Source organism: Chitinophaga sp. S165 (assembly GCF_003182155.1).
Lineage (GTDB): Bacteria > Bacteroidota > Bacteroidia > Chitinophagales > Chitinophagaceae > Chitinophaga.
The window spans coordinates 245,894-263,611 of the sequence record NZ_QGTG01000004.1; the positions used below are offsets into that span (position 1 = coordinate 245,894).

Annotated in this window: 14 protein-coding genes; 5 read left to right on the plus strand and 9 right to left on the minus strand. The window is 44.3% G+C overall.

Features of this window, described 5'->3' with window-relative positions:
- Positions 1-254: 254 nt before the first annotated feature.
- The 3 genes from C7475_RS18325 (at position 255) to C7475_RS18335 (ending at position 5,403) form a co-directional block, all read left to right on the plus strand.
- Positions 255-1,280: a metallophosphoesterase gene (locus tag C7475_RS18325; protein ID WP_110054838.1), complete on the plus strand. Its 1,026-nt coding sequence runs from the start codon at positions 255-257 to the stop codon at positions 1,278-1,280.
- A 350-nt stretch (positions 1,281-1,630) separates the two neighbouring features.
- Complete coding sequence (locus C7475_RS18330) at positions 1,631-3,352, plus strand: alpha-keto acid decarboxylase family protein (RefSeq protein ID WP_110054839.1); 1,722 nt, start codon at positions 1,631-1,633, stop codon at positions 3,350-3,352.
- Between the two features lie 38 nt (positions 3,353-3,390).
- On the plus strand, positions 3,391-5,403 hold the full coding sequence (locus C7475_RS18335; RefSeq protein WP_110054840.1) for a hypothetical protein: 2,013 nt from the start codon (positions 3,391-3,393) through the stop codon (positions 5,401-5,403).
- Positions 5,404-5,456: 53 nt separating this feature from the next.
- Here C7475_RS18335 and C7475_RS18340 read toward each other — a convergent pair whose 3' ends face one another.
- On the minus strand, positions 5,457-6,158 hold the full coding sequence (locus tag C7475_RS18340) for a DUF695 domain-containing protein (protein WP_158286537.1): 702 nt from the start codon (positions 6,156-6,158) through the stop codon (positions 5,457-5,459).
- Positions 6,159-6,352: 194 nt separating this feature from the next.
- Positions 6,353-7,333, minus strand: a complete 981-nt coding sequence (locus C7475_RS18345) for a lipase family protein (protein WP_110054842.1) — start codon at positions 7,331-7,333, stop codon at positions 6,353-6,355.
- A gap of 253 nt (positions 7,334-7,586) precedes the next feature.
- On the opposite strand from C7475_RS18345, the gene C7475_RS18350 reads away from it, so the two are divergent.
- Positions 7,587-9,704 carry a hypothetical protein gene (locus C7475_RS18350; RefSeq protein WP_110054843.1) on the plus strand — a complete coding sequence of 706 codons (2,118 nt, stop codon included), beginning with the start codon at positions 7,587-7,589 and terminating at the stop codon, positions 9,702-9,704.
- A gap of 260 nt (positions 9,705-9,964) precedes the next feature.
- On the opposite strand, the gene C7475_RS18355 is transcribed toward C7475_RS18350, so the two are convergent.
- The 7 genes from C7475_RS18355 to C7475_RS18390 form a co-directional block, all read right to left on the minus strand.
- Entirely contained in the window at positions 9,965-10,504 is a 540-nt protein-coding gene (locus C7475_RS18355; RefSeq protein ID WP_110054844.1) for a hypothetical protein, read from the minus strand.
- 222 nt (positions 10,505-10,726) lie between these two features.
- Positions 10,727-11,122, minus strand: coding sequence for a VOC family protein (locus C7475_RS18360; protein WP_110055053.1), 396 nt, complete (start codon positions 11,120-11,122; stop codon positions 10,727-10,729).
- Positions 11,123-11,329: 207 nt separating this feature from the next.
- Entirely contained in the window at positions 11,330-11,719 is a 390-nt protein-coding gene (locus C7475_RS18365) for a nuclear transport factor 2 family protein (RefSeq protein WP_110054845.1), read from the minus strand.
- Between the two features lie 72 nt (positions 11,720-11,791).
- Positions 11,792-12,289 carry a nuclear transport factor 2 family protein gene (locus C7475_RS18370; protein WP_110054846.1) on the minus strand — a complete coding sequence of 166 codons (498 nt, stop codon included), beginning with the start codon at positions 12,287-12,289 and terminating at the stop codon, positions 11,792-11,794.
- Between the two features lie 110 nt (positions 12,290-12,399).
- Entirely contained in the window at positions 12,400-13,248 is an 849-nt protein-coding gene (locus C7475_RS18375) for an AraC family transcriptional regulator (protein WP_233259890.1), read from the minus strand.
- Between the two features lie 389 nt (positions 13,249-13,637).
- The gene (locus C7475_RS18385) at positions 13,638-15,206 is read right to left on the minus strand and encodes a S8 family peptidase (RefSeq protein WP_110055054.1); all 1,569 of its coding nucleotides are present in this window, start codon (positions 15,204-15,206) and stop codon (positions 13,638-13,640) included.
- Positions 15,207-15,493: 287 nt separating this feature from the next.
- Positions 15,494-16,288 (minus strand): AraC family transcriptional regulator, encoded by a 795-nt coding sequence (locus C7475_RS18390; RefSeq protein ID WP_110054848.1) that lies wholly within the window; start codon positions 16,286-16,288, stop codon positions 15,494-15,496.
- A gap of 146 nt (positions 16,289-16,434) precedes the next feature.
- Between C7475_RS18390 and C7475_RS18395 the strand changes: the two genes are divergently transcribed.
- Complete coding sequence (locus C7475_RS18395; RefSeq protein WP_255412658.1) at positions 16,435-17,718, plus strand: TolC family protein; 1,284 nt, start codon at positions 16,435-16,437, stop codon at positions 17,716-17,718.

Consider the following 17,718-nt stretch of genomic DNA (forward strand, 5'->3'; position numbering starts at 1 on the left):
GGTATTTATCTTTGTGTTAATATGACGCAAAGAGAATGCTTTTTTAAGAGATCAACAAATCTTTTTGAGCGTGGCACACCGGAAGCCGCTATAGAAGCTGCTTAATTATCAGCTAAACATCTGAAAAACATTTCGTTTGATGATTATAGGATAGATCATCTCCCGGAATAACAAACAGACGTCGCTGTTAATGCCCCGGTACTCAGATGGATAATTATTGTAATTTTACCCTACCCTAAACCTTATACCGCAATATGAGCCGCACATTCGTAGTTGGAGATATCCATGGCTGTTATGACGAGTTAATGCAATTGACAGCCCGGATCGGGCTAAAAGACGATGATATGCTCATTTCTGTCGGCGATATCGTGGACAGAGGAGGAAAGTCGAAAGAAGTGTATCATTATTTCAGGAACAGGCCAAACAGTATCGTGTTGGCAGGCAACCACGAGCGGAAGCATCTGAATGGGGTACTGAGTTATGCACAGGACATTGTGAAGCTGCAGTTCGGGGAGGAGTATCCTGCATTCCTGGAGTGGTGTGCGTCCATCGGCTATTTTTATGAAACAGCTGATGCTATTATTGTACACGCGGCTTTTGAACATGATCGTGCGTTGGCGGAGCAGCGGGAAGACGTGTTATGCGGATCGACGGCGGGTGATAAGTACCTGGAGAAGAAATACGGGACCGCTGCCGAATGGGTGAACCAGTACAAGGGCGTAAAACCTGTTATTTACGGGCATCATGTGACGGGAGATGTGCCGGAAGTGAGGAACAATACATTTGGTATTGATACAGGGGCCTGTCATGGAGGATATCTTACGGCTATAGAACTGCCTGGATTTATCGTACACCAGGTAAAAGCAACAAAGGATCACTGGAAAGAAGAACAGGCCAGCTGGCAGATCCCTGTACTACAGGCGAAGGATTGGGAGAATATGCAATTCGATGTTATCCGGAAGCAGTTGGATAAGCTTGCATATATAGAGACGCCGGAGGTGAAGGCGTTCCTGGCAGGGATAGAACGATGGTCGGCCGCACTTATCGCATTATATCCTGGCCTGATAGATGCACTGGCTGCATTTGTGGCACAACTGGTATCCACACACGGAGCAGACTTCTCCAAAGAGGCCAATCATTATACATTTAAAACATATCTGTTTAAGAGTAAGGGCAATAATCTGAAAATAGAAGATCTGGAGAAAAGCTTGAACACACCAGCCAAAGTCGCGGCGCTGGCGAGGAGCCTGGGATTGGCCAATATCCCTGAGAGAAAATAATTAATGTCAGACAGACCCTCTTAACGAAGTTTTTGTTTTTTTATAAAATTGCTATAATTTGAGTGCACAATAACCGACGTGCTCAGATAACCTTTTTGCTTTAATATAACCAGACCTCAAGTTACTAATACCATCAACGGAATAATTTAACGCCTTTAACTTTTATCTCTTACTGTATCGCATCGGAAGTGTTAATCAATTGATGTAATACAGTTCACGTGCTTTTACTGGGCGCTTCGGAATAACTATAAAGAGAAATACACCTTATTGTTTCAATACCCGGGCTGTTGGTCCGGTGTAACTGCTACACCCTATAAGTTGTCCTCGAATGATCATATAAACCACAATTCATGCAAAAAACCACCTTTACCGTTGCGGATTATTTATTAACCCGGTTAAAGCAACTGAATGTCACAGAGGTTTTTCAGATACCCGGTGACTATGTTAAACACTTCACCCAGGCACTGGAACATTTTGACGGTGTCAACGCTATTGGATGTATCAACGAGCTGGATGCCGGCTACGCTGCCGATGCATATGGCAGGACCAGGGGTATGGGTGCTGTATCGCTTCAATATGGCGTCAGCACTTTCATTGCCCTCAATGCAGTGGGAGGCTCCTATGTGGAACGTAGTCCCGTTGTAGTTATCTCAGCCACACCCGGCGCGGATGCCCGCCAGATCACCAAGATGTATGATGTGCTGTACCACCACTCCACCGGCAACCTGGCGGCAGACCAGGAGGTGTACGACCAGGTGACTGTTGCCTGTGAAACGCTTAGCACTTCGGCGGGGGCAGCGGAAAAGATCGACAACCTGCTGATAGCAGCGCTGACACACAAAAGACCTGTGTTCATTGAATGTTACAAAGAGGTATGGGGCGAACCCTGTTTGCCGCCGCCTGACACCAGGTTAGAACCTATTATTCCCAAAAGTGAACCGCTGGCACTGGAAAATGCAGTGACAGCTGCGTGGGCGCAGATCACGCAGGCGAAGAAGAATCCAATAATCTTTGCCGGTGTGGAAGTATTACGTCATGGTCTATCGCCTCTGCTACAGGAGCTGATCGACGTAAGCGGCTTTCTGTATACTACCACGAGCCTGGGTAAAACAGTACTTGATGAAGGCGGAGATAAGTTTATTGGTACCTATTCGGATCAGGCATCTATTCAGAGTGTGCTGGACGTAGTATCGGATGCAGATTGTTTCCTGACACTGGGTACGATTATCACAGACGATTATCTTTGGTTCATTGAGAATAATTATGCAAACATGGTGCTGGCTACCACGGAACTGATCAGGGTCGGGTATTTCATTTATGAGGGTGTGACCATGAAGGACTTCATGGAAGCCCTTATAGCCCGTTTCAAAGCGCAGGGCAAGCCCTATCCGCTGGAGGTAAAGGCGCCGCCACAGCCGCCTTATCCGGACCCATGGGCGGCCAATTCGGATCCCCGCTGGAACGACAGGCCAGACGTGATCACCTATAACCGTTTCTTCCAGTATACGATGAAGTACCTGACAGATAACAATCTGTTGAACCAGATCGTCTGGACTTTCGGCATCAGCTCCGCCATGTATGTGGCTACAAATGCCTATGGATTATTTCAGAATAGTTTCCTGGCATCTGCAGCCTGGCAGATCATTGGTTATGAAACAGGCGCTGCCTCAGGTGCACAGCTGGGTAGTGGAAAACGTGCATTTACCGTAGCAGGGGATGGCGGTTTTATGATGGTTTGTCAGTCATTGTCCACACTTGCCAGGAACAAACTTAACGCCGTGATATTCGTAATGAGTAACGGCGTGTATGCGATAGAGCAGGTATATGTGGACCTGAATGCCTTTAAGCCTGGGCCGGAACACAAGTTTGATACCTTCGACATCCTGCCTAAATGGGATTACCTGGCACTGGCGCAAGCCTTTGGCGCTAAAGGTTACCGTGTAACAACAGTAGATGAGCTGGTGAATTTATTACCTCAGTTAGAAAGCCTGACAGACGTGCCTGCGCTGGTGGAAGTGGTTATTCCTGAAAAGGATCTTCCGCAACAGATGTACCGACTTGGTATCGAATAACAAGTAAATATTACATACTCAACATTAAACATATTTCTATGGCTAAAACCTATTCTATCTTCGGCGCCGGCGCCTCGGGGCTTTATACTGCATGGCGATTACTCAACGGTATTGTGGACAGCGAATCTGCCAAAGCTAAACAGCTGCAAACAGGCGATACATTGGAGCTCTTCGATTGGGGCGAGTATACTTTCAATAAAGATAACAAAGGGACCCGCGAGGCTGGTGCACGTGTATGTACATGGCATTACAAGGATGATCCCAACAACTCATACCTGGAAGTAGGCGGGATGCGTTATTCATACTGGGATGGCAACAATGATGGCAAGAGTGGTGGTCACAGGCTGGTAACAAAAGTGATCGAGCAGCTTGGATTAACACCATTGTCTGTTCCGTTCAATGAGTCGACAAATCCACTGTTCTATCTGCGTACGAAGAATATGTACCTGAATGATATTACATCGAGTAATCCTGCTCCTTACAATGCAGATCATTATGCTGCTGCAGACTCTCCTGATACCGGCTTCAATACAGTCGAGAACCTGGCTGTTACTGCCGACTCCGGGCCATCAACAAGAGCAGAGTGGTGCAAGTTCTATCAGAACGGTGTGATCAATGTTGATCTGCCGGATACTTCTGTATTTAAAAAGGGCGATAAACTGAGTGATATCGGCTACTGGAACCTCATGTTTGATCAACTGGGATCGGAGGGGTTCGCTTATACTGCTGCTGGTAACGGTTATACCTCGAACGTGATCAACTGGAACTCTGCGGTAGCTTTCCAGGCGAATAACGAGTTTACACCAGGTACAGAATACCGGACGTTGAAAACCGGGTATTCCAGTATGTTCAATGCCTTATTTGATGATATTCTGAGGCTGGCGAAGGAAAGCGGTGTAACCTTTAAATATCAACCCAATACACGTTTGCATTCCATCTTGTCGACGGTGGACGGTAAGGTACGTTATACCACAGCCGCCCGCGCCAATCCTAATAAAAAGAGCGCTGAAGGTTTCACGGACGCTGCCTGGATGGCGATGCCGCGTGCTTCGATAGAAATGGTAGCCCAGGCTACCCGTTATGAAGATCATGAAGGTACTGATGTACTGAATGATACGCAGGTACAGTTGTATCTTGAATCAGCTATCCTGCAGCCTTCTTATAAGGTGGGCATGTTCTTTAAACATCCATGGTGGGCAAATAATTATCAGGGAGATGATTCTGCTACCTATCCTGCACAGATCAACAGTTATGAGGTAACACAGGATGTCATTAATGCTTTGGGTAAAGAAGGATTTCCGCCGGGTTATCTGGATGCGATGAAAGACCCTAGCAATAAGATCCTGGAAGTGCCTTATGCGTCTACGGATATTTTCATCAAGTCGGTAGAACATGCTATCCAGGCAAGACTGACAGTGCCGCAGGAAGAACAGTTACTGAAAGCTTCTGAGCGTAATACCATCGGGCCAAGCGTGACTGATACTCCTATCCGCCAGGTGGTTTATTTTGGTAATAATGCCCTGAACGCCACTGGAGAGCCAGTGTATGGCCTGCTCGCCGCTTACGATGATGAACAGTTCACCACTTTCTGGAGAGAGCTGGAGCTTGGACCAAACCAGGGAAGAATAACGCCGGTATCGCAGGATACACAAACGCTTGATGGTCCGCGTACGGTTCCGGACATTATGGTCAAGATGTTACGCCAGCAACTGGCAGCCGTACATTTCGGTCCGCAGTCCAGTTATCTGAGTGTGCCTGAACCATTGGAAGCGCGTTATATGGATTGGTCGTTACCGCCATTCAATGCCGGTTATCATGCTTATGCAGCGCATTATGACGTTTGTGATGTGCAGCAGAAGATCAGGAAACCTTCACAGCTGATCAATGGTGCAGATGCGAATATCTTTATAGTGGGAGAGGCGTATTCGAATGATCAGGCATGGGTGGAAGGAGCTTATTGCACAGCTGAGTCAGTACTGAATGATTTCTTTGGCGTGACGCCTTTGATCGATAATACACATTATCCGTTCATATGTCCATGTGGAAAGTGATTTGCTTATGAAGAATAAGAGCCCGCTGCGATTAGTGCAGCGGGCTTTTTTAATTATTTAACTATTGTTGTTTTCCATCCATCATAGACACCGTTATATTTCTTCGCTTCCTTTTTTAGTTCTGTAGTGATCTTACTGATAATTGGTAACGCGATCTTATCCATACGGGAGATACGCAATCTGTTCTTTGTTTTTTCTTCTACTTTGAAGTGCTGACTTGTGGCATATGGGATAAAATAATCCATATCCTTCTCTGTAGCGAACAATATCCAGTGGTCAACCCGTCTTTCTTTCTCCGGCTTATCACCCTGCTGTTCAAGGGACATCAGTATTTTCTCATTTTGTGTGTATTCAAGCGTTTCTTCATTCGGGTGTAAGAATTTCAGGTATGCGTCCCAGTTTTTATCAGCTTTGATAGTGATGCCCGGTTCATAAGTACTGAAATGCTTTTGAAACAGCGTAACGAGGAGATCCCTTATGCCAACAGTATCCACTAAATAGTAGTATTCCATACGTTCACACTGATAAGTGAAGGTACCGGCCATGATATTCTTTACATGTGCGGTGACATTTGCATAGACGGAATCTGATAACCGGTAGAGACTGGATAATTCAGTTTCGGTTGGTATGCCCTGGTCACAGTTCTTGAATTTTACGTTTGTGATAAGGACATAGGGGAAGCCGCTGACAGGACCTGTTTGTTTAAGGTCCTTATTAAGAACAGTATTGCCTGCGCCTTCTTTATATTGCGACATGTTACCGTCCTGATTTGCATGCTGGGCCTTTGATGTGACGGATATCATCATAGGTAAGGCGAACATTAATACGGGTTTACGAATAGTAATGTGCATCTGGTCTGTATTTATAGATATGGTACCGGAAAGATAGGGTATAAATAAAAAGAATCCGCTCTTCCGGGCGGATTCTTTTGAGATAGTTGCTGATATATTTATTCTTCAAATAGTACAATTTCGCGTTCGGCAATCTCATTTGTGGCCAGCAAAGAACGCTTCATTTCATGTATTTCTTTAAGCGTCGACAGCCATGTTTCTTTGGCAACAGAAGGAACTGCCGTACTTGACATTCGCAGGCCGTATACAGCATCAATGAAGTGCCCTACCCATACTTGTGGATTGAGCCATACACAATGGTTCAGCACTGTCTGGTAATTAAGAAGACTATGATCTGAAAGTGCGTCAACAGTACCAAAGATGGAACTGAACGCGATGTTGAATTCTCTTCCTATAGACACATAACCGGGAACATACCATGGGAAAGTTGGAATAATGTCCCAGTAATTGGCTACGCGGATGATCTTTCCTGTAGCGCCAGCATTGTTGCAGGCAGTCTGCCAGCTGGCATCTCCTACCATAGGGCTCGCAAAGTTAATGGTACCGATACGCACAGTAGGTAAGCTGACACGCATATCCAGTGTAAAGAGCTGTGATAATGCGCCGCCCAGGCTATGCCCGGTAATGAATATTTCTGATGCGGTAGGCGCCAGGGCGGTAAAGATCTGTTGCTGCATGGTTAGCTTCATATTCCCTCCTTTAGTGGCATAAATGCTATTAAATCCGCTACTGACATTTGCTACTGGAGATACTGTGTTACTAAAGGGCTTAAATGCTTCCAGTTCGAAATTCGCATCTTCATAGAGGTCCGCTATTGAACTGGTGCCACGGAATGCAACGATGAACCGGTTCTTAACGTTTTCTGGTCCGACATATTTAAAGATCAATCCGAAACGTTCTTCCTGGCCATATGTGCTGAACCAGTCATCCCAACCGGTGAACCTGGCCCAGTAAATGTAGTTGTCGGGTGCCTTGAAAGGTTTGCGTTCATAATCGTTATAAGCGGCCAAAGAAGCCTGTGCCAAAGCGAGTGTGAGTGTGGGATCGATCCGGAATGAGGGTTGAGGGGTGTTGTTCATGTGGAAATTTTTAAGGTTAAAGAATAGTAAAAGAGTTTTCTGTATACGGGGTAGAAAGCGTTCTAAAATTACGGGAATTTAATCCAAAATATTGAAACCATGTTATATGGAGTTATCCATTGTAGCAATAGCAAATAGTGGTATTGAAAAGGGGCTTGTAACTGCCGTGCAGTTTCGCACTAACCAGAAATACGAATTTGAAAATCTGTATTATATTGTGCTATAGTATATACGGACCCTCTATACCTATCTTATGCAGAATAAAACAAACGCCGAGCTGGTGGCATTGCTCGATAATGAAGAAATGAGAGATGATGCGGCTATGCAACTATTGCAACAATCCCCTTCCCAGAATGATCTCGTGCAGATCATACGTCGTGAATTGCATAATAAGAAAGCCGCCTGGGAGTTGTATAAAAGCAGGGCAACAAAAGAAGAATTGTATGGTGATATCCATTGGATACATGTCCGGGACTGGCTGGAAGAACCCTTACTGAAATTCGATCTTAACCAGGAACAACTATACCGTTTCCTCACCTATGGCGGAGGGAGGGAAGCTACCTGGCAACGGCTGTTGAAAACATCACCCGGCAAGCGTCAGTTATTGGATGTACTGGAAAGATCGGGGTACAGGAATGAGGTTGCCGCTTATCTGTTGACACAGCCCGATGACAATGAATTATTATCTTATATAGTCCAATATACAGATCATGGGGAAGCAGCCTGGAAGCGGCTAAAAAAGAACAATCCTGATAAGGATTGTTTGGAAACGGCAATGAAGTCTGATTACGCGGCAGAGGCATGGGAGTTGTATCTGAGATTCCCGGTTGAAAAATTTGATCTGTATGTTCTCATGCATTATAATGAACGCATGACCGATATCGTAGCAGCAGAATTGTTACGCAGAGAGCCTACACAAAAAGACCTGCTGGAAATTGTGGGGCACTCTTCATTATGGCAACCAGCATGGGAAGAATTGTTGAAGCGTGGGATAGGAAACTTTGAGCTGGCTAGTCTTATTTATGGTACCCGGTTTAAAGAGCTGGCATGGGAGCAATTGAAAAAACAGTCGCCGACACTTCATGAGTTACTTGGCGCAATCAATTACGAAGATGAGGATAATGAATACAATGCCATTATCGGGGCATATATGCTGCAATGCTCTCCTACCAACCAGTATCTTTGTTACCTGATCGACTATGTGGCAGAGGTACGGGATGCTGCTATCGATATGTTATTGAAACAATCGCCTAATGAGAAGGAACGCGAATTGATCGCTGAGTATCGTTTCTCCGATAGTGAAATAGCGAAAAGTGATGTCTCCAATCTCCATTCTGAGAACGATCTGATGGAGATTTTTGAGCATGAATATGAAAAGAAGAAAGATGTATTTGAGCAACTACAACGGCTGAATTTACTGTCCGCAGAGAAACTAAAGGTTCTGTATAAGAATGGGTATGGTATAAGACATCTTATCTGGGAGGAGGCTCGTAAGGATACATTGACAAAAGATGATCTCGTGTATTACTATTGTTACGCAGATAGCAGTTTTCGTGGAGAGATCTGGGAGCAATTAACAGAAAATGGGCTTGACAAGACACGCCTGGTGGAGATCATAAAGTTTGGCCTCGGAAGACCTGCTGGAGACCTGTTGCTACAACAGTCACCTATCTATGAACAGCTTTATCTGATCATGAAGAATAACACTGATGAGGATATCTTAAGAGCGGCTTTCCTGAAAGCGATGGATCTGCCACTGGGAGACAGAGAGCTTCATTCAATAACGTTTATATCGGAGAAGATGGCAAAGATTGCCTGGGAAGAGTGGTGCCGGCGTGGTAATGTTACGGACGATCAACTGTTCTATTTTATAAGAGATACGGTTGTCCGTGACCAGGCATGGGAGCTTTTGAAATCCAGACCGAAAGATAATGAACTTCTCGTGAGGCTATTGGAGCAATCTTACTCTTTTCATAATGAGATCTGGGAATTTATGGACGAGGATATGCTGTCATTTAAAGCATTGACTGATCTTATTATTGCCAAAAGAAAGCCGCAGGAATGTGCCGCTGTACTAAGGCGACGCCTCGGTATGGAGGCCGAAGATGAGCGTGCATTAAAGCTTAGAATAGCTTTAAAAGTGATTGATGGAGGTGGAGGGTTACTGGTGGGTGAACATCATGCGGAAGACGCCCATAGCCTCGCAGGATGGGCAGTGCTGCTGTCGGTCCAGGACAGGAAGGTAGAAGCGGAACATGGAACATTGGTTACCGCATGTGCATTGATCCCGTCTCTCGGAAAGTTTTTAGCTTCTGGAGATCTGGAAGAGATACGTCAGGCATTGGTTGCGGAAAAATTTGTAAAGGATTGACAGCATAACTTAGTGCATGTCAGGCATTGCCAGGCTATTTTGGGATCAAGTTGAAAACTTGAAAGGATTTGTATGCTAATATCAATAGCAAAAATGAATAGGTCTCAACTATAAATCCACATTAAAAGCCATAGCTACGCCTATCCACTTTTAACGTGGGAGCAACACATGCCAAAATAATCCTCACTAGCTCACAAATTGAAGAATATTCAAGTTCCCCACTCAGAAAGAAGCCCTTCGTAAACAGTGAAAACGTTCCTTTATGAAAGCAGCAATTCCTTCACCGTTAGATTCCCCGGCAGATTTTTCGCTGCCACAATGACTTTACCGCCTGCAGGCAGGGCAGTGGCTTTATAATACCAATCTACTCCGTTCCTACCCAAAAATGCCCGCCCGCTCTCGGTAACAACGCCGTCAGCGTCTACTACCTTTACTTCCACTTCTGCTACGCGGAACTCATTTTGGGCAGTCACTACAACTTCCTCATCTTCTAACCTGATATTTTGGATCTCAGGACTGCGGTAGGCATCCTTCACCGCTATATTATAGGCATTTTGCCCCGGCCCCGCCAGCGACTGATAGTAAGCCTTTATCTGCGGATCTTCCAGCATTTGCTGCGCACGCATCGAAGCAATAGTCATCTTATGCCTTGCTTCCAGCTGCTTTTGTGTAGGCTTTTTCCTTGAAGGGCCGCGTTTCTTCGCCATAATGATCTGCCCATTCCTTTCGTAGATCGTGATTTGCTTGCCAAGAGAACCCCTGACAAGTTGCATGAGGATATTGTCTTTAACAATGGCCATAAAAGTTATTTGAGGTTATAATTAACAAGTTTACTGTCTTGTGTATCTAAGGTACATATAATTATACTAAAAGGACATTAAAAGGTCATTTAAAGGTTACTTCAATATCGAATTGATATATAAATACCCTTTTAATGCCCTTTTAGTGTACTTTTGGTAAGCCGATAATAAGCTAATAGAGAGCCTATCGGGACGCTTCTTGGTTAGATACTTGCTCCTTTATTATTTTTTATTAAGTTCGACCAAGTCCCATTGGTTGCCATAGAGATCTTCAAAAACCGCTAACGTCCCATATTGCTCTTGTTTTGGGGAGCTGATAAAATTTACCTGTCGCGCGACCATAGTATTGTAGTCGCGCCAAACATCATCAGTGGATAAAAACAGGTATACCGGTCCAGCGGTTTGGTTAATAATGCTTGCGGCTTGTTGTTTGTTCGCAGCTTTGGCCAATAGCAAACTGCGTTCTGCGGCGCCTGGAGGCGCTACTATTACCCTTCTTTTCCCGTCACCTTGTGGAGTGTCTTCAATAAGAATAAAACCCAATTTCCCGGTGAAAAATTCAATGGCTTCATCATACTCTTTTACTAAATAGACGGTGTGTGCTATTCGCTGTTCCATGACTACTATTCTTTTTACTGGTGATGGCCGGACTAAGGCAGCTGAACGCATAATGTTGTGACTTCTTTGACTGAACAATGCCTGTAATTGAAATTTCTAAAGGGCACCTGAGAGGGGCTGATTCAGTCCTCTCAGGTACAATACATCACTAATGGACAGGCAGCAGATCGGTCTTTTTGGGGCTGCCTTATCCGACAGACATCATTTTTACCTGCCCCAATACAGGTTAAACACTTTAGATAAGGCTTTCCAATCACCGTTAATCTTCAAAAAGGAGAGATAATCAGTTGAACCTACGCCGCCTTGCAGATCCTCCAGTTCCACCAGCACCACAGCCGCGGTTTCAGTTTTATGTAATATGCTCACGTGCGCCTTAACGTCCGCTGCTTCGCCATTTTCTTCGGTAAAGTCAAACAGGAATTGAAGTTTTGTCGTTAGTTTTCCATCCGGCATAAAACCTGCCATCAGGCCATCCGGATGAAAGGTTTGTTTCAGCAGATCTACGTTACCGGTTTTTAAGCCTTCAACATATACTTGCGCTACAGCAAGAATGGCATCGTAATCAGCGATCAAGTTATTGTTTTTATTAGCTGACATTTTTTAAAAATTTAAGATTGTATGATTTGAATCCGGCTGAAGCGATCAACCGGCTATTCCTTACGTTAGATATTAATTAGCGTATGATAAGTGATACACCTTTGAAATGATTTTCCATTCCCCATTGATCTTCATCAGGGATAAGTAGTCGGTAGAGTTCTGATTTGGCGAAGTGTTTTTGAGTTCAGCAAGAACTGAAGCAGTATTGGAAGTCTGGTGCTGAATAGTGTTCTTTGAAGTGACGTTTACCAGTGCACCATTTTTCTCGATGATGTCATAAAGATGCTGTACGCTGCCCTCAGTTATTTTATTTTCTTCAGAAAAACCGTACATGATCGCATCTTTGTAAAAGACCTTCTTTAACAGGTCGACCCGGCCCGATTTTAATCCTTCGATATAAGTATCGATCACGGCAAGGATTGCTTGCTTATCCGCAATTTCCGGTGTTGATAGACTGGTCAGTTCTCGACTTTTTGTTGCCGTTAGATTTATTTGGCGAGGTGGAAGATCCTTCTTTGCCAGTACTGTGGTGGAGTAGAGGCTTGCTAGAACCAGGAATGCTTTTTTCATTGCTTTTGATATTTATCTGAAAGCAAAAAAAGGCTTATTCCCGCATTGCGACTTTTCTAAAAAGTCTAAAGTTTTGTTCTATTTAGTTCAGGGTTAAACGGCCCGGTTCATCAGCTATCTTGCCGCAAACTGGTTGGCATGATGCCATGATATTGCTTGAAGATCCTTGAAAAATGAGAAACGTTTTCGAACCCCAGGGAATAACAGATCTCAGAAACGGACATAGCTGTCGTTTCCAGCATTTCCTTGGCCTTATTTAATCGTTTTTCCCGTATCCAGGTTGCGGGCGGTACATTGAATATCTGTTGGAATTCGCGTTTAAAGCTGGATAAGCTCCGGCCGGATAAATAGGCTAGTTCTTCTATACGAATAGGGGTAGCATAATGCCTTTCAACTACTTCGCGCAGGTCCATGCGAACAGGCTCCTGGAGATGGAGTATCTGTTGAAATATAGTATCACTGCAAACAGCGGTATCATACAGCAATTCCATCATTTTGTGACGTAACTGGCTTGGCGCAACTTTATCGACATTTTTAAAAAAAGGTCCGAGCGAATGTGCAAATGCGATGAGGCAATCATCCATTGGTTGTACAGATGAAAGATCTTTTATATCAACATCCTGTTTAGCGATCTTAAGGTCTGTGCTGGTTAAAAATGATTTGATCATTTCATCCTTCAGAGAAAACATAAGACAAGAGAACAAATTATTATTTAGAGGATTGCCCACACTTTCGTAATTGATCAGCGTTGCTTTTTTGAGCAGTATCATCTCGTTCCTGTTAACCTGAAAAGACTCTTTGCCATAAATAACCTTTAAACTTCCTTCCAGCAAAAAAAGAAGCAGGTGTTCCTCAAGGTACATGGTGCCGTTCTCATTTATATTATGTGCGCACTGTTCGATCAGTGAATATCCATCGAGCGATAAAGCTACTTCGGCTACTGAAGCATTGTGATCCATTGGGGCATCATTTTTCAAGATTTGCATGTTGATCAGTCTTGTGGCAAAGTTCAGAATTTTCCATTATGATCAAGCTGAAGGTCCAAATCATTTGGATAGTGACAGTCCGGAGGGCAGAAAAACAAAAACGCTATAGCCAGAGACTATAGCGTTTTCTTGTTGCCTGACCTGGATTCGAACCAAGACAAAGCGAGTCAGAGTCGCTTGTACTACCGTTATACTATCAGGCAATAGTACCGGGGAATATTTCCCCGTTCGGGACGGCAAAATTATATATTTCCTTTCAATTTCCAAAAAAATACAAAAGAAAATTGTAAATGCCTGAAAATCAAAAAGGTAGTTCCACATGTGCGGAACTACCTTTATCGGATATTGAGGATCTGATAAGTTTATTTGTAAGTAGCGGCCAGCTCCAGCGCTTTATAAGCGTTCACCACACCACCGGTACGGCACAGGTCAGTCATCTGTACCGTTTTAGGCTGTCCGTCTTCGAAGATGGTTACCGGGTGGTCTACTTTTACGGCCGATTTCAGGATGATGTCTTTTACCTGCACTGCTTTCAGTTTAGGGTAATAAGAGCGGATCAGCGCCGCCAGGCCGGTTACAACAGGGGCAGCCATACTGGTACCATCATGGTAATCGTAGTGAGAACCCGGGGTAGAGGAGTAGATAGCTACACCAGGAGCAAATACATCCACAGAAACTTTACCGTAGTTGGAGAATGGCGCTGCCAATGTTTCGTCATTTTCAGGGCCGGAAGCACCTACTTCTATCCAGGCAGCTGCGGTGTCACCATTTTCGTAAACACGGCTGGGATAGTTTGGAGTGACATCTATATTCTCAGCATCGTTACCGGCAGCATGTACCAGCAATACATCTTTGGAGATAGCATATTTAACCGCTTCGTCCACTACATTCTTGTTAGGGGAGTAGGCCTTACCAAAGCTCATATTGATCACACGGGCGCCATTATCGGCCGCATAGCGGATAGCATTGGCAACGTCCTTGTCCCTTTCATCACCATTAGGTACTGCCCTTATTGACATGATCTGAACATTGTTAGCCACGCCATTGATGCCCAGGTCGTTGTTCCTGCCTGCACCGATGATCCCTGCTACGTGGGTACCGTGATCTGCATCCGGACCGGTAGCATCACCGGAACCATAATATCTTTCAGTCGGGTTGTTATAATCGTCGCCCACAATTGCACGGGGATCATAGTCAAGGTTGAGCTGGTACTCTACCTGCTCTTTATAATGATCCACTGCAGCGTCCAGTTCTTTCTCGCGGAAAGTTTTGAAGTCCGGGTAGCGTTCCAGCTGCTGGGAGATCACTTGTTTGATCTGTGCTTCAGCAGGGTTCTGCGGTGTGTAAGCCTGGAATTCAGCAGCTGTCGGATTGTTATTGCCGAGCTTCACCAGCATAGTATCCAACATCTGAACGAAACGGGTGATACCTGTGAGCGTTTGCTGTGCTTCTGATACTTTGAGATCGTATTTATTTTTCAGCTCCTTATACTTGTACAGTCCGGCGGTATCTTTAGGAACACTGTTCAGACTGCCGAATATTTTCTGTTGCTGGCGGATGATACGTGTCAGCTCCAGGTTGTCGTAGCCGACATTACCTTTAGGAGAGCCGATGAAGTTCCATCCGTTGATATCGTCTGTATAATGATTTTTATCGTCGTCTTTACCGTTACCTCTTTTTTCTTTAGCGTTTACCCACAGCACACTTTTCAGGTCCTCATGCGTAGTGTCAATACCACTGTCTATTACTGCAACTATTACAGGTTTTGATTTCTTGTCCTTTAACAGCTCCGTGTAAGCTTTCTCAACACTGATACCGAATACGGAATCTTTCTGAAGGTCCATGTTCTGCCAGTTCTGTATCTGCGCCTGTGAAACATATCCTGACAATAGTAATGAGGCAATGGCTGCCGTCCGCTTGAAAATATTCATGTGATAAATCATTGAATCAGCTGTAGTCTGTTCTAATAGTGTGACTAGCTGGGGTTGGTTTAATATAGAATTGTGTGTTAAATAATATGCTACGTCCAATCCTGAGTTGCTCTGACCTGTGCTCCCGAACGGAAATACTGTTGCGCAAGGTAGAGATTTAATAGTATTGGAAATGTTAAAAGTTGCTCAGCGGTAAGGGATTTATTCAATAGTATTAACGGTTTTTGTAAGGAAGTGCATGTTATAGGGTTAATATGCCATTGAAAAATAGAGTTTGAGCGAACATTTTAATGGATGCTCTGCTGGAAACTGGAGGGCCGTTTATTCGTCAGCTGATAGAACACTTTACTGAAAGCAGCAATAGAGCTATATCCTGTCTGATAAGCTATTTCGCTTAATGTCTGATTAGTTTGAAGGATCATCTCGATGCCTTTTACGACCCTTAGTGTTTTCAGGTATTGTACAAAGGACATATCCAGCGTATTGGTAAAGAGACGCGAAAGCGTACGGGGGCTAAGATCGAACTCGTGACTCAGGCTTTCCAATGTTAGCTGTTGGTCAAAGTGCTGAACTATATATTGAAGAATGGGCCGTAAGCGTTCGTGTTGAGTGGTCGGCAAGGCAACTGGTAATGCAGATGTACTGATATCAGGGAGGATATCTTTGATCGCGCTTAGAAAAGGGAAGCCTGGTTCACCCGGTGAGACATGTTTATCCCAGCGGGCGGTATAATTGATCATCTGCAGTAGTAATTCATTAACAGGGTAAATACCCAGGCGTGTATAAAACGGATTCATATGATCGTTATGACCATAGAAGTACAGGTTGCGTGTAGTGGTTTCTTTTGAATGTTTGATCTGGATGTAATGTTGCTGATGCTTCGGGATCCATATATAATGGCGGGCAGGTACCACATAAGATCTGTCAGGCATGTTACAATAGGCTATACCTCCTTCCACATAGGTCAGCTGACTCTTTTCATGCGCGTGCATGGAAAGTCTTCTCTCGATCTTTTCGTGCATTACATAGACTGATTGCGGATGTTTGTCTATATCACTTAAATAACCTGCCAGGGATTGCATGTTTCTAAATGGCTTGAATGGATAAATAATTGGCAATTTAGATAAAAACGTTCATATCCAGGCATAGTACCTTTGTCCTCAGAATAATGAATATGTGTACTAATAGCCGGAAGGCCGCGTTGATGCTGCCTTTTATGATATTAACAATGTGTGTGACGGCACAACGACCTCATGATACTATCCAACCGTTACATCTATCGATCGAGCAAATCTGGGAGCAGGCGGAAGTGAACAATAGAAGGATAGCAATGTCAAAGCTACGCGTAGAAAGTAGTGAAGAAGCATTGAAGGACGCAAAGGCCGAACGGCTGCCGGAAATCAATGCAGCAGGAGCTTATGCACGTGTGACCAATATGCCGGTATATGAAGATGGGATCTTTCATACACCAGAACAATTTCCTGTTTTACATAACTATTATAAAGTAGGAGGCGAAGCATACTTTAATATTTATAATGGGAATAAGACAACTCTTGAGATTAAAAAAGAAGCGACGGAACATGCTATAGCTGAACAACAAAAGAACCTGACCGTATCGGAAGTGAAATTCAATGCGGCAGTCTGTTACCTGGACCTGGCGCGTAGTTGCCGGTTTAAAGAATTAATAGCAAAGGATATTGCCGAACAGGAAAGGCAACTGGCCCATATCCAGGAATTACAGAAAAATGGTGTTGTATTGAAAAGTGATGTATTAAGAGCTACATTAAAGTTATCCCGTCAGAAGATGGGTATGGTGGAGATCGACAACGATATTGCCATTGCGAGTCAGCAACTGGCGATCATGATCGGAGCAGATGAACATGTACTGATAGCGCCCGATACCTCACTTACAGAACAATCGGCGGTAACAGGCACTTATGAGGAATACCTCTCCGGTGCAGCAGAACATGCGTACGAGTACAAAATATCCGAAGGCGAAACCGCGCTGAAAGAATTATCACTGAAACAGGTGAAAGCCAATGTGTCGCCAAAGGTGGGACTGTTTGCAGAATATGCATGGTCTTATCCGCAGATACAGTTCTATCCCTATGCCGGTGCAATGTACGGACTGGGAATGTATGGTGTAAAAGCTGCTTTTCCCATCTCTTCATTTTATCATAATAAGCATAAAGAAAAGGCTGCAAAGATAGAACTGCACAGACAGGAAATAGAACATAAAGAAACGGGCGATGTGGTGAGGCAACATGTGAATGAAGCTTTCCTGCGATATAAAGAGGCGCTGACACGTATCGATGTAGCAGAGACGAATGTCAAACAAGCAGCAGAGAATCTCAGGATAGTTAACAACACTTACTTCAACCAACTATCTCTTGTTACCGACCTGCTTGATGCTGACACACAAATGCTGCAAACACGCTTCGATCTTGTATCAGCCAATATTGCGGCGCGTGTCAGATATTACCAGTTACAAAAAGTTATAGGCAATTTATAA

What these genes read in the sequence shown, in the direction of transcription:
- C7475_RS18325 (WP_110054838.1), top strand. Translation starts at nt 255, where the DNA reads ATGAGCCGCACATTCGTAGTTGGAGATATCCATGGCTGTTATGACGAG.
- C7475_RS18330 (WP_110054839.1), top strand. Translation starts at nt 1,631, where the DNA reads ATGCAAAAAACCACCTTTACCGTTGCGGATTATTTATTAACCCGGTTA.
- C7475_RS18335 (WP_110054840.1), top strand. Translation starts at nt 3,391, where the DNA reads ATGGCTAAAACCTATTCTATCTTCGGCGCCGGCGCCTCGGGGCTTTAT.
- C7475_RS18340 (WP_158286537.1), bottom strand. Translation starts at nt 6,158, where the DNA reads ATGTCGCAATATAAAGAAGGCGCAGGCAATACTGTTCTTAATAAGGAC.
- C7475_RS18345 (WP_110054842.1), bottom strand. Translation starts at nt 7,333, where the DNA reads ATGAACAACACCCCTCAACCCTCATTCCGGATCGATCCCACACTCACA.
- C7475_RS18350 (WP_110054843.1), top strand. Translation starts at nt 7,587, where the DNA reads ATGCAGAATAAAACAAACGCCGAGCTGGTGGCATTGCTCGATAATGAA.
- C7475_RS18355 (WP_110054844.1), bottom strand. Translation starts at nt 10,504, where the DNA reads ATGGCCATTGTTAAAGACAATATCCTCATGCAACTTGTCAGGGGTTCT.
- C7475_RS18360 (WP_110055053.1), bottom strand. Translation starts at nt 11,122, where the DNA reads ATGGAACAGCGAATAGCACACACCGTCTATTTAGTAAAAGAGTATGAT.
- C7475_RS18365 (WP_110054845.1), bottom strand. Translation starts at nt 11,719, where the DNA reads ATGTCAGCTAATAAAAACAATAACTTGATCGCTGATTACGATGCCATT.
- C7475_RS18370 (WP_110054846.1), bottom strand. Translation starts at nt 12,289, where the DNA reads ATGAAAAAAGCATTCCTGGTTCTAGCAAGCCTCTACTCCACCACAGTA.
- C7475_RS18375 (WP_233259890.1), bottom strand. Translation starts at nt 13,248, where the DNA reads ATGGATCACAATGCTTCAGTAGCCGAAGTAGCTTTATCGCTCGATGGA.
- C7475_RS18385 (WP_110055054.1), bottom strand. Translation starts at nt 15,206, where the DNA reads ATGAATATTTTCAAGCGGACGGCAGCCATTGCCTCATTACTATTGTCA.
- C7475_RS18390 (WP_110054848.1), bottom strand. Translation starts at nt 16,288, where the DNA reads ATGCAATCCCTGGCAGGTTATTTAAGTGATATAGACAAACATCCGCAA.
- C7475_RS18395 (WP_255412658.1), top strand. Translation starts at nt 16,435, where the DNA reads ATGTGTGTGACGGCACAACGACCTCATGATACTATCCAACCGTTACAT.